This window comes from Caballeronia sp. M23-90, assembly GCF_053574605.1.
Genome location: NZ_JBSIPA010000195.1, coordinates 1 through 11,419 on the forward strand (window position 1 = coordinate 1; position 11,419 = coordinate 11,419).

At 60.2% G+C, this 11,419-nt stretch carries 12 protein-coding genes, 1 pseudogene and 1 riboswitch; of the genes and pseudogenes, 7 read left to right on the plus strand and 6 right to left on the minus strand.

The features are described 5' to 3' along the window. Positions 1-164 precede the first annotated feature (164 nt). Together ACRXB1_RS19170 and ACRXB1_RS19175 are read right to left on the minus strand one after the other, a co-directional pair. On the minus strand, positions 165-998 hold the full coding sequence (locus tag ACRXB1_RS19170; protein WP_449492884.1) for an ABC transporter ATP-binding protein: 834 nt from the start codon (positions 996-998) through the stop codon (positions 165-167). Further along, a complete protein-coding gene (locus ACRXB1_RS19175; protein ID WP_449492885.1) occupies positions 992-2,080 on the minus strand; it encodes an ABC transporter permease in 1,089 nt (362 codons plus the stop codon). Before ACRXB1_RS19175 ends, ACRXB1_RS19170 begins: the two co-directional genes overlap by 7 nt. A gap of 299 nt (positions 2,081-2,379) precedes the next feature. Here ACRXB1_RS19175 and ACRXB1_RS19180 point away from each other — a divergent pair, with 299 nt between their 5' ends. After that, positions 2,380-3,570, plus strand: a complete 1,191-nt coding sequence (locus tag ACRXB1_RS19180; protein ID WP_449492886.1) for a porin — start codon at positions 2,380-2,382, stop codon at positions 3,568-3,570. A 102-nt stretch (positions 3,571-3,672) separates the two neighbouring features. On the opposite strand, the gene ACRXB1_RS19185 is transcribed toward ACRXB1_RS19180, so the two are convergent. Further along, the gene (locus ACRXB1_RS19185; RefSeq protein WP_449492887.1) at positions 3,673-4,299 is read right to left on the minus strand and encodes a cysteine dioxygenase; all 627 of its coding nucleotides are present in this window, start codon (positions 4,297-4,299) and stop codon (positions 3,673-3,675) included. Between the two features lie 13 nt (positions 4,300-4,312). Beyond that, positions 4,313-5,194 (minus strand): amino acid ABC transporter ATP-binding protein, encoded by an 882-nt coding sequence (locus tag ACRXB1_RS19190; RefSeq protein WP_449492888.1) that lies wholly within the window; start codon positions 5,192-5,194, stop codon positions 4,313-4,315. Positions 5,195-5,576: 382 nt separating this feature from the next. Here ACRXB1_RS19190 and ACRXB1_RS19195 point away from each other — a divergent pair. The 6 genes and pseudogenes from ACRXB1_RS19195 to ACRXB1_RS19220 form a co-directional block, all read left to right on the plus strand. Next, positions 5,577-5,783, plus strand: a pseudogene (locus ACRXB1_RS19195) (amino acid ABC transporter permease); the annotation flags it as partial. Then, complete coding sequence (locus tag ACRXB1_RS19200) at positions 5,773-6,582, plus strand: amino acid ABC transporter permease (protein ID WP_075358365.1); 810 nt, start codon at positions 5,773-5,775, stop codon at positions 6,580-6,582. The pseudogene ACRXB1_RS19195 and the gene ACRXB1_RS19200, both read left to right, overlap by 11 nt. A gap of 73 nt (positions 6,583-6,655) precedes the next feature. Then, a riboswitch (FMN riboswitch) is annotated at positions 6,656-6,835 on the plus strand. An 89-nt stretch (positions 6,836-6,924) separates the two neighbouring features. After that, entirely contained in the window at positions 6,925-7,548 is a 624-nt protein-coding gene (locus tag ACRXB1_RS19205) for a 6,7-dimethyl-8-ribityllumazine synthase (RefSeq protein ID WP_449492889.1), read from the plus strand. Then, positions 7,548-7,823, plus strand: coding sequence for a YlcI/YnfO family protein (locus tag ACRXB1_RS19210; protein ID WP_086383845.1), 276 nt, complete (start codon positions 7,548-7,550; stop codon positions 7,821-7,823). The genes ACRXB1_RS19205 and ACRXB1_RS19210 overlap by 1 nt, the downstream gene beginning before the upstream one ends. Beyond that, the gene (locus ACRXB1_RS19215; protein WP_174365142.1) at positions 7,823-8,131 is read left to right on the plus strand and encodes a type II toxin-antitoxin system RelE/ParE family toxin; all 309 of its coding nucleotides are present in this window, start codon (positions 7,823-7,825) and stop codon (positions 8,129-8,131) included. The genes ACRXB1_RS19210 and ACRXB1_RS19215 overlap by 1 nt, the downstream gene beginning before the upstream one ends. 221 nt (positions 8,132-8,352) lie before the next feature. After that, the gene (locus tag ACRXB1_RS19220) at positions 8,353-8,835 is read left to right on the plus strand and encodes a low affinity iron permease family protein (protein WP_062002077.1); all 483 of its coding nucleotides are present in this window, start codon (positions 8,353-8,355) and stop codon (positions 8,833-8,835) included. A 24-nt stretch (positions 8,836-8,859) separates the two neighbouring features. Here the strand turns inward: ACRXB1_RS19220 and ACRXB1_RS19225 are convergent, their stop codons facing one another. Both ACRXB1_RS19225 and ACRXB1_RS19230 read right to left on the minus strand, forming a co-directional pair. Further along, entirely contained in the window at positions 8,860-9,648 is a 789-nt protein-coding gene (locus ACRXB1_RS19225; RefSeq protein WP_449492890.1) for a hypothetical protein, read from the minus strand. A gap of 364 nt (positions 9,649-10,012) precedes the next feature. Next, on the minus strand, positions 10,013-11,419 hold a 1,407-nt coding region (locus ACRXB1_RS19230; RefSeq protein ID WP_449492891.1), incomplete at its 5' end, for a response regulator.

Below are 11,419 nucleotides of genomic sequence, written 5' to 3' on the forward strand. Positions count from 1 at the left end.
TCAACGCAGCGGCGCCGGCTGACCATGCAGTCTTGCGCAGCCATGCGCGGCGTGAAATGCTCTGCGGCGTCGAGGCGCTTTCGCCGGCGCCGGACTCTGAACGGTTCATCGGTATTTCTCCACGGGTCGTTGAATACAGGTTTTGCTGGCGTTTGCCGTTTTAGTTACGCGACCAGGCCGAGCAGCGCGAGCACTTCACGGCGCAGTTCGACCAGCTTTGGATCGTCACGATGCCGCGGATAAGGTGCATCGTTGCGCACTTCTGCCGTGATTCGCGCGGGCCGTTCGCTGAATACGATGACGCGGTTTGCAAGGAACAAGGCTTCTTCGACATCGTGGGTCACGAGCAGCACCGAGAAGCGCGCGTCGCGCCATAATTTAACGAGCTCGCTTTGCATCCGCAGGCGTGTGAGTGAATCGAGCTTGCCGAAGGGTTCATCGAGTACGAGCAACTCCGGGTCGTTCACGAGGGCGCGCGCCAACGCGACGCGCTGCGCCATGCCGCCCGACAGTTGATGCGGATAAGCCGCGGCGAACTCGGTCAGGCCAACGAGTTGCAACGCGGCATCGATACGCTGTTCAGCCGAGCGAGCGCCTTCGGGCAACGAACGCGCCGCCTTGCGCTTGCTCCACGGAAACCGCAGACCGTCTCGCTGCGCTTCCGGTCCGAGCCCAACGTTTGCGCGCACCGTGCGCCACGGATACAAGGTCGGGTCCTGGAACACGACAACGCGCGACGGGTCCGGACCGCCGATGCTTACGCCATTGGAGGACACCGAGCCCTGCGCCGGCGAATCGAGGCCGGCCACGAGCCTGAGCAACGTCGATTTGCCGCAACCGCTTGGCCCAAGCAACGCGACAAACTCGCCCGGGTCCACGGAGAAACTGACGTCATCGAGCACGGGCAAGGCTGCGCCATGCAATGAAAACCGGTGACTGACTTCGTTTACATCGATACGTGCGCCCGGCGTGGACTGACTGAGTTGCGTGCTTACCATTTCAACAATCCTTTTTGCCAGGCCAACAAACGATCGCGGAAGCGGAACAGCAACGTGATGAGACCCGAGCACATCAGCGCCATGACGAGCAGCGCGGCGTACATGTTCGCGTACGCGGCCCATCCCTGCGCCCATTGCAGATACCAGCCGAGGCCCGCTTTCACGCCCATCATCTCAGCCACGATAAGTACGGAAAACGATGCCCCCAGTCCCATGAAAAGCCCGACGAACACCGACGGCAACGCGGCCGGGACAGCGACCTTGAGAATCAGGAAGCCGGGTCTTGCACCGAGCGTGCGCGCTACGTCGTAGAACGTGCTGTTCACACCGGCTACGCCCGACCATGTCAGCACCGCGACCGGAAAACCCGTGGCAAGCGCAATGAGAAACACGCTTGCGCTGAAGCTCGACGGGAAGAAAAAGAATGCAAGCGGCAGCCAAGCGGTAGCGGGCAACGGCCCGATCAGCCTCAACACCGGATGCAGCCAGTACCCTACGGCTTTCGACCAGCCGATACCCACGCCCGTCACGAAGCCCGCGATAGCACCGATCACATAACCGTACGCAAGCAACCCGAACGAGTGCACGACGCTGGAACCGAGGCGCGGGAAGTCGTCGAAGAAGACTGCGATCAACGCCTGCGGCGGCGCAAAGAACGGGCGTGGCAGCACTTCGAGTTTCGCGGTGAGCACGTCCCAGACGGTGAAGGCTATGGCAAGCGCGACCAACCAGGGCATGACCGCAAGCCAGCGTTCTGCGCGGCTCGGCGGGGCATCGGCCTGGCGATTCGAGACGCTTGCATACGCGCTCCCACCGATCAACAGAGCCACTACCGCAAGCGCCAGTTTTATAACCAGCAAGTGGCGCGTATAAGGCCACTCATCAGCATCGGGCCACCATTGCGTGAGCGCCGCGCTTGCGACCCATGCCGATGCAGCAAGCGCCGCAGGCACGACATGTCGCGTTGCGCTGCGACCTTGCGCCGAAGTAACCCGAACAGTCTTCGCGCGAACCTTGGGCGCAGGCGTGAACACGGTGCCGGGACGATCCGAAGCCGGTTCATAGTTTGGAGTACCGGACATGATCTGCAAGACCCTCGTGTTGTGAGAAGTAGCGAATGGTGCGAGAAGCAAAAGACTAACGACGCACTGCGCGCTTAACAATGATTCGTTTGCCATATGTTTATCAGGCGGCGCACTTTATGGATTGCACGAGATCCCGTGCAGCCCGGTTTCATTTTCAAATTACTTTGTCCCATCTTTACAAATTACGATCATCTGTATTACGAAGCTAAATTTCATCGTTCTGTCAGTTGGTCAAGAACTCTAAGATCGGGGTCCTCAAATTTGATCAACATAACTACTTTGAAAAGAGGACACCGATGAAACGAGTCGTACTGGCCGGCGCAACCGGCATAATGGTTATCGCGCCTGCACTAGCGCAGGCGCAAAGCTCGGTCACGCTGTACGGGATAGTCGATGCAGGGCTTACCTACACGAACAATCAGAAGGGCGCGAAGAACTTCCAGCAGACGAGCGGCAAGCTGAGCGGCAGCCGCTGGGGTCTCAAGGGCGCAGAGGACCTGGGCGGCGGTCTCAGCGCTGTCTTCACGCTGGAGAACGGCTTTCGTCCCAACGATGGCACGCTTGGACAAGGCGGCCGTGAGTTTGGACGGCAGGCGTTCGTGGGCATCGCCAAGAAAGGCATTGGTACGGTCACGCTCGGCCGTCAATACGAACCGCTATCCGATCTGGTCGCGCAATACGCGGGCTCGGGATTCTGGTCACCGGCTACGCACGTTGGCGACAACGACAACCTGAACCAGACGTTCCGTATCAACAACGCAATCAAGTTTCGCAGCGACACAATTTCAGGCTTCACGCTAGACACGCTGTACGCATTCAGCAACCAGGCGAACAACGGCACGGGCCAGGGCTTCAGCAACAACCGCGCTTGGGGTGTCTCGGCGAACTACACCGCGGGTCCGTTGTCAGCCGGCGGCGGGTACGTGGTGCTCAATCATCCCGATACGACGACCAACACCGCCGGCGCGGTGGGTGGCGCCACGACAACAAGCGGCGATGACTACAGCGGCGCCCTCTTCTATGGCCTTAACGGCGGTGTGCTGCGCCAGCAGATCGCGGTCGCGGGCGCAAACTATGTGCTCGGCAAAGCCACGGCAGGCTTCGCGTTCAGCCATACGCAACTCGACTACAACGACGGTTCGTCGCGCAAGTTCAATAACTACGATGCGAACCTGCGCTACCTCGTGACGAGCGCCGTCACGGTACTGGGCGTCTACACCTTCACCGATGGCCGCGCAAACAACTTGCCGGGAACCGGAGGCGCGTCGCTCAAGCCGCGCTGGCATCAGTTCACGCTGGGTCTCGACTACGCGCTGTCGAAGCGTACGGAGCTGTATCTGTCGGGCGTGTATCAGCTTGCTTCCGGCGACGCCTCCACGCGGGTCGGCAGCGGCTACAGCAAGATTGCCGCGATTGCGGATGCGGGCACGGCGTCATCCACGAATCGCCAGGTTGCGGTGTTCAGCGGAATCCGCGCGAAGTTCTAAGCGTGGTCGAGTGCCCGGCTTCATGCAAGTCGGGCACTGCCAGGTTCACTTCGATGAATCCTGCTGATGCCACTTCAGCAATTGCTGCCACTGGCAGACTCATCAGCCGACCGCCTGCGTATCGCGCTGCATATGCGTTGCGTTGTAGCGCACCACGCGCCCTGTATCGAGTTCGTAACCAAGCCGCCCTGTAAGCGTTTCGAGCGGACGGCCGTAGAGATGAAAATGCAACGTCGGCGAATCGCCCGTGACGTGAATGCTATGGATATCCTCGGGAAGGAACGCGATCGGCGTCCCGGGCTGAACCACCACTTCACGTACCAGTTCGAGCGACGCCTGATCCGGGTCCGAGCGGTCATCAGCACGCCGATATACGCGGTTCAATTCCTCGCCCTTCAGCGCCGCGATTACCGCCCACGTGTCATGGTTGTGCGGAACGGTCGTCTTGCCCGGCAGCAAGGAGTTCAGGTAGAGGGCCACGCCGTCCTCCCCCGGGTTCAGCCTGTAACGCGTCGAGGTATCGCCGCTGCCCGGTTGCGGCGGCGGGAAGTCATCGGCGGAAAACAACGCAGCATCCTTCGATGCAAGCGCGAGCAGTCGCAGGCTGATTGCATCGAGCGCAGTGCGCGTCACGCCTTCGGTCGCGAGAATGGCGCGGACGTCGTCGATCAATGCGGTCACGGCGGTCTGGCGTTCGCTGATGAGGTGCGGTGCGGAGAGGGTTGTCATGGTGTGATTTCGTTCAAAGAGTGGCGAGAGCAAGTGCCGCGTTGCTGCGTGAGCGTTTGCGCAATGCGCGGCGGTCTTCGCCGCGCGCGCGTTGCAGGAAGAGCCGCGTGCGTTCGTTGTCGGGTGCGCCGAAGATCTGCGATGGCTCGCCATGCTCGACGATCACACCGCGTTCGGTGAAGAACACTTCGTCGCTGACGTCCTCCGCGAAGCGCATCTCGTGCGTGACGAGCACGCAGGTCTGGCCATCATCGACGAGTTCGCCGATCACGTTGAGCACTTCGCCCACGGTCTCCGGATCGAGCGCGGACGTGACTTCATCGAAGAGAATCAGGTCCGGACGCATGGCGAGCGTGCGTGCAATCGCGACACGCTGCTGCTGTCCGCCAGATAACTCTCCGGGGTAAGCGTGGGCTTTATCGGCGAGACGCACTTTCTTGAGCAATGCATGCGCGTCGTGTTCTGCTTCAGCGCGGCTACGGCCGAGCACGCTCACAGGCGCAATGGTCAGGTTCGCCAGCACGCTCAGGTGCGGGAACAGGTTGTACTGCTGGAACACAAAGCCAATGCGCTTGCGCAGCACGATCTTTTGCGCATCGGTGTACTGCGCGCGAACATCGATTCCATCCACGCGGATCTCTCCGCGCTGTGGCGCGATCAGTCCGTTGATGCAACGCAGGATGGTCGATTTGCCCGACCCCGACGGCCCGATGATCGATACCGCTTCGCCGCGCCGCACCGACAGATTGATTCCGTTGAGCACCGGCGCAGCACCAAAGGAGAGACGGACGTCACTTAAAGAAACCAATACCGGGTCGGCGCTTTTATTGACCTCCCGGTCAACTGAAGGCGGCGTATGTTCAAGCAGATCAACCGCAAGCGCAAGGCGATTCATGCGGCCTCCACAGGCATTGTTGGGGTTTCCCGTGGCCCGTACGGGTCTCCCAGGGCTCACGAAAACATGCAGGAACGGAGATTCTAAGAAGAGCCTCCCTATTTCATAACCAAGCATTCGTAGAATCGATAGCATCCCGCTTGCTATAGCTTGCCTGATTCGTGTGCCTGACTCCATTCCACGCGATGCATCGTTTGTTTAGCAGATTCGCTCCCTTGGCGGCGTGTCAACGCTTGTCTATTCTTTGAGGCTCCCGGATTTCCGGCGTGGCCTCCTTGCTATGACCATAACGAACATCCGCCGCTTGATGACAGCGGTCACGATTGCGTGGGCACTCTCCACATCCCTCGTCGCTCATGCCGATGCAATCCTCGACAAGATAGTGGAGCTCGTGAAGGCGTCGGCGGTGGCGTCCGCAATCGCAGTCGGCGACGTCACTTACCAGTCCATCATGATCTGGACGCAGCGTGACAACGTGCTCGCGCTGATGCTGCTGATCCTGTCGTTCTTCGGCTTCGTGACGTGGATGGTCACGCTTGCAGGACGCTGGCTCGAACAACGCTTCGAGGTGCCCGGATATGGCTACTGATACGCGCGCCTCGTTTGGCACTCACCGGAAGTTCGATATCACCCGCGTACCGCCGGGCGTGTATGGCGTGCTCGGGGTTCTTGTCGTAGGCGCGGTGCTCTGGTCGCTTGCGCCTGAAAGCGGATCACGCGGCGAGACGCTTGCACGCCTCGCAGAATGGGCACCCGCGTTGGCGCACGGCTTTGCAATGAATGTGCTCATCAGCATCGGCGCGATTTTTATCGGCACGGTGATCGGTCTGATTGCAGGCGCCGTCGCGTTATCCCGATCGTTCGCCGGACGGCTCGCACGCATTTGGATCACCGCGTTTCGCAATGCACCTTGGCTGGTGCTCGTCTACTTCACGACCTACGTGTTCCCGTTCGAACTCCATGTATTCGGCACTACCGTGCCGTTTCCCGACTGGTTGAAGGTGACGCTGGGGCTCGCGCTGCCGGCGAGCGCAAACATAGCGGAAGTCTTTCGCGGTGCCGTTGCTTCGATACCGTCGGCGCAATGGGAAGCGGCGGCATCCATGGCGTTTTCGCGCACGCAGATCCTGATGAAGATCGTGGCGCCCCAATGCATGCGCCGCATGTTGCCGCCGTGGATGAACGTGTACGCGATCATCACCATGGGCACGGCCTTGTCGTCGCTGGTCGGCATTCACGACTTGCTCGATACCGCGCAAATCGCGAGCAGCACCGTTGCGCGCAGCAGCTTTACCGTGCTGACGTATGTCGCGACGCTCGTGATTTTCTTCGCTTACTGCTATCCGATCTCGTGGTTCACCCGCTGGTTCGAAAGGCGCTTGCGATAGATATCGTTATCAGTCAAGCGGGGTCTGTGCACTGCAACAGGAATCGTGATAATTTACGTTCCGTTCGATACGAACAAGTTCTCGGGGCGGGGTGCAACTCCCCACCGGCGGTAATCGCGCGGTTTGATTGAGCGCGTAGCCCGCGAGCGCTTTGTGATTCGGGTCTGGCTTCGGGCCGCCTGAAACGCAAAGGTCAGCAGACCCGGTTTGATTCCGGGGCCGACGGTCATAGTCCGGATGAAAGAGAACGGGACGGCGTGTGTGGATGCGTGCGGGATATCCCGCGCGCGTTCGTCCATGCCGTCCTTCGCCCTGTTCACACAAACAGGCAGGATTTGAATCATGACACTCTCCACCACGCTCGAAAATACGCCGGTCGCTCAGGCCGCGGGCAAACCCCGTCCACGTATTGCGTTTATCCAGTCATGCTGGCATCGCGATATCGTCGACCAGTGCAAGGCTTCGTTCCTCGATGCAATCCAGGCGCAAGGCTTCGCACGCGATGACATCGACCTCTATGAAGTCGCCGGCGCATTTGAGATCCCGTTGCACGCAAAGCTGCTTGCTCAGCGCGGTGACTATGCGGCGATTGTTGCAGCGGGGCTGGTCGTGGATGGCGGAATTTATCGTCACGAATTCGTGGCGCAAGCGGTCATCAACGGGTTGATGCAGGTGCAACTGGAAAGCGGTACGCCGGTTTTGTCGGCGGTGCTGACGCCGCATCATTTTCATTCGGGCGAAGAACATATCAAGTTCTTCCGCGAGCATTTCGTGGTCAAGGGCGTGGAAGCGGCGACGGCGTGCGCCGATACGATTCGCAAGGTTGCCGCACTTGGGGTGACCAGCGGGAAGCAAGGTGGTGCGCTGCTGAAGCAATTTCGCAACGCCAGGCGCAATCTGCGCCCTTGCACCGAGACGGAAACTCGCGCACAATGCATTGCAATTGCGATGCATGGAGAAAGGTAATGAAAACAGCGACGTTTCCGTCTGTGCGAGTTGAACCGGAACTGCGTGAGGCGGCGGAGAGCGTCTTGCAGGAAGGCGAAAGCCTGTCCGGATTTGTCGAGCAGGCGATCCGCGAAAACATCCTTCGTCGCCAGAACCATAGCGAGTTCGTGGCCCGAGGACTAGCCTCGCGCGACGAAGCTAAGCGAAGCGGCGACTATGTCCCGGCTGAAGAGGTGCTCGCGCGTTTGAGCAAGCGGCTCGATGCTGCTAAAGCGCGGGGTAAGACGCGTTGATGACGTTCGAAATACGTTTCACAGGTAGTGCAGCAGACGATCTCGAACGGCTCTATGAGTTCATTCTTACCCGTGATCCGCAAGATTTGCCTTTAGCCCAGCGTGCGCTAAGCGCTGTCCACGCCGGGATCATGACGCTGCGCAGCTCGCCGTTCACCTGTCGTAAAGCGCACTCGCAGTTGCCATTCTTGCGTGAGTTAATTATTCCTTTTGGCGGCTCCGGGTACGTCGCACTTTTTGAAATAGACGATAGCGATACCGTGACGATCCTGGCCGTGCGTCATCAGTTGGAAGACGACTATCACTGAGCACTTGTACGGTCTTGAAGAAAAGTGACGTGCCTTGTCAAGTCACACAGCTTACCCATCTGCGCTTTCGCCACAGCGTCGGATTTCCCCTCCGTCGCACGCCCGACAAACCTCCACACTGAAACTATCCGCGCCTCTGATTCCTGTCCAGAAATCGTCGACCTCGGAACGTTAATTGCTGACTTTGCGTCGGAGCAATATCGGATCATAAGGAGAAAGCGATGCGTAAGGAAACGCTCCCCTCGTCGACGGACACACTCGACACCGTACCTGATACATCGAGTCCCGCTTACGCGGCAAGGCATCCGCTCACCCGCGCGTTCGACACGTTCGCAAGCGCGGTCACACGATGGGCAGGATCGCCTGTGGCGTTTGGTATGGCGGTCATCAGCATCGTTGTCTGGGCCGTGACCGGGCCCGTGTTCCACTACTCAGAAGACTGGCAACTCGTGATCAACACGGGCACGACCATCGTGACATTCGTGATGGTCTTTCTTATTCAGCAAAGCCAGAACAAGGACAGCGTAGCGCTGCATCTGAAGCTCAATGAACTGCTCGCCTCTCACCGGCAAGCGGACAATCATCTGATCGGCATCGAGGATGCATCTGAAGAGGAACTCAGGCGGCTGGCCGCAGCCTACCTGAAAATGACGACGAAAGAAGACAGCGAGGCGATCACGGGTACATCGTCCGGAACGGCTTGACGATTTCGGCTTTACGGTCACGGCTCAACGCATGCCACCGCGATCACGCCAGCGCTGAGATGGCAAAGCACCGCCTTCGTCTTGGTGTCCGGACGAGGGCGCCTGTTGAGTACCGCTCGATACGAGCGGTGCGCCACTCGCCGTCTGCACGGACCTCGAGGTGCCTCCGTGCGTCGACGCTGGCGTCCCGGACCGGATCTCCTTGACCTGCGCCTCACGCACCAGCACCGGTGGCTTGTGCACGGCCGAAGGTTTCGGCGTGGTCGCTTTGGCCATTACCACTTTATGCGTCGCGACTTTCTTGTTTGCCAGTACCGGCGCCTTTTTCGACGTGCGCGTTGCATGTTCGTGCGTGGCCGCCCTGCTCCTGGGCTGACGGGAAGTCGCCGCAACAACGGCCGACGTATGCCGTGTATCGGCTAGTCTTGGAGGAGGCATGCTCGTACGCGCGACAGGCGCCGCCGGCTTGTCCTGATTCTGGCCAGCCATCACTTCATTGCGCAATTCAAGCGCGTCGGGATTGTCCCGATGCATCGCAAGGATGGCCGCGAGCAACACCTTCGCCGACTCCATGTCGTGACGCTGGAGGCTCTCGCGCACCGCATCGAGCGCAGCGGACATGCTTGCATCGTGACGGCTATCGAGTGCCGGTTCGCGCACCCGGTTGCCCTCCACCTCGGAGGTGCGAGCGACGTCGCTGGCGGTGGTATCGACGGGAGCGGTGTGCATCGAGCCGGGCATCAACGTGTATGCCGCCAGGCCGAGCACGCAGACAAACGCGGTGGCGATCAGTCCCTTGGTTCTGCCGGACATCGTTGAATATGCGGACGCGCGAACTGCCGTGGGCGAAGCGATGGCCCCGCAAGACGGGCAGATTTCCGCATCGAGATCGACTGGGTCGCCGCAACGGCGGCACATCGGGCTGACATTCAAGCTTGCATTCATGGCGCATTCCCGAACGGAGTTCAGAGAGGCTACGTGCAGAACGAGTGCGCGGACGCGATAAAGTATCGCCTTCATCCGCCAATGTTTGGCGGGTTTGGCAGGGTCCGATCGCAAACGGTAAAGTTCCCCGAAGTGGGGTGTATTGGGATTGAAAGCGAAGTGCTAGCGCTGCATTAATTGCCGACGCCGGCACCATGGTACCGGCGTCCGATCACTCAGATCAAACCTTGAATCAAGCGTCCTCGAGCCGCCGCAGGATCGCTTCAATGCTGACCGTATCGTAGGGCTTGGTGAGGAACGTCGCCCCCGGCACCTTCGATACATGATTGTGATCGCCCGTCGCGAAGACCACATCCAGGTTGCTGCGCAACGCACGCACGCGAAGCGCCAGCTCTTCACCCGACATACCGGGAAGCCCCACATCCGTGATCAGTACATCGATGTGCTCGCTCTGCAGCAGCGCAAGCGCAGCGGGCCCGTCGGCAGCCTGATGAACGACATGCCCGAGCGCTTCGAACAGCTCGCCGGTAATCGAGCGGACGAGGTCATCGTCTTCAACGAACAGGATATGACGCACACGTACGGGAGGCGAGCTTGCAGCACCTGCCGCCACGGCAGATAACGCCCTCGCCGATCCGGCCGCTTCCGCAGAAGCGCTTACTACGCGCTGCCGCTGATTCGACAGCACGTGCCTCAACTTCCTCGCGAGCGCCTCGCGCGTATAGGGCTTGCTCAGTAATTCGACGCCGGCATCCAGGCGGCCGCCATGCACGATCGCGTTCTCCGTATAACCCGACGTGAACAGCACAGCAATCCCGGGCACCCGTTCGCGCGCCTTGCGGGCAAGCTCCGGGCTGCGCAGCGGACCGGGCATGACCACGTCGGTGAACAACACGTCGATAGGCATACCGCTGTCGATGATGGCAAGCGCGCTGCTTGCGTCGTTAGCCTTGAGCACTCGATACCCAAGCTCCGAGAGCATCTCAACGACTGTCGCGCGGACTTGTTCGTCGTCCTCCGCAACCAGGATGGTCTCTTCACCGCCGAGCACTGGCGCCATCTCGGCAGCCACGCCGAAGTCTTCCTTGTCGTGCGTGCGTGGTAGATAAAGCTTCACCGTCGTACCATGACCCGGTTCGCTATAGATCTTCACATGGCCGCCGGACTGCTTGACGAAGCCGTAGACCATAGAAAGCCCGAGTCCCGAACCCTTGCCTTCGGGCTTCGTGGAGAAAAACGGTTCATGGGCTTGTGCAAGGACCTCGGGCGTCATGCCGCAACCGGTGTCGGTGACGGCGAGCATCACGTACTGGCCCGGCGTGACTTCTGTGTGGTCGCGGGCGTAGGTGTCGTCGAGCAGTGCGTTGCCGACTTCCAGCGTCAGCTTGCCCGAGTTGTCCATGGCATCTCGTGCGTTGATCGCAAGATTGAGAATGGCGTTCTCGACCTGCGTTGGATCGACGAATGTATTCCACAACCCCGCCGACGCAACCGTCTCGATCTCGATCGCTTCACCGAGGCTGCGTCGCAGCATGTCCTCCATGCCCGCGATAAGGCGCCCGATCTTGACGGTTTTCGGTTCAAGCGCCTGCCGCCGGCCGAATGCCAGCAACTGGCTGGCGAGCTTCGCGCCGCGGTA

Coding starts and splice junctions, on each gene's coding strand:
- ACRXB1_RS19175 (WP_449492885.1), bottom strand. CDS start 2,080: ATGTCCGGTACTCCAAACTATGAACCGGCTTCGGATCGTCCCGGCACC.
- ACRXB1_RS19220 (WP_062002077.1), top strand. CDS start 8,353: ATGCGTAAGGAAACGCTCCCCTCGTCGACGGACACACTCGACACCGTA.
- ACRXB1_RS19205 (WP_449492889.1), top strand. CDS start 6,925: ATGACACTCTCCACCACGCTCGAAAATACGCCGGTCGCTCAGGCCGCG.
- ACRXB1_RS19225 (WP_449492890.1), bottom strand. CDS start 9,648: ATGTCCGGCAGAACCAAGGGACTGATCGCCACCGCGTTTGTCTGCGTG.
- ACRXB1_RS19185 (WP_449492887.1), bottom strand. CDS start 4,299: ATGACAACCCTCTCCGCACCGCACCTCATCAGCGAACGCCAGACCGCC.
- ACRXB1_RS19180 (WP_449492886.1), top strand. CDS start 2,380: ATGAAACGAGTCGTACTGGCCGGCGCAACCGGCATAATGGTTATCGCG.
- ACRXB1_RS19170 (WP_449492884.1), bottom strand. CDS start 998: ATGGTAAGCACGCAACTCAGTCAGTCCACGCCGGGCGCACGTATCGAT.
- ACRXB1_RS19215 (WP_174365142.1), top strand. CDS start 7,823: ATGACGTTCGAAATACGTTTCACAGGTAGTGCAGCAGACGATCTCGAA.
- ACRXB1_RS19210 (WP_086383845.1), top strand. CDS start 7,548: ATGAAAACAGCGACGTTTCCGTCTGTGCGAGTTGAACCGGAACTGCGT.
- ACRXB1_RS19200 (WP_075358365.1), top strand. CDS start 5,773: ATGGCTACTGATACGCGCGCCTCGTTTGGCACTCACCGGAAGTTCGAT.
- ACRXB1_RS19190 (WP_449492888.1), bottom strand. CDS start 5,194: ATGAATCGCCTTGCGCTTGCGGTTGATCTGCTTGAACATACGCCGCCT.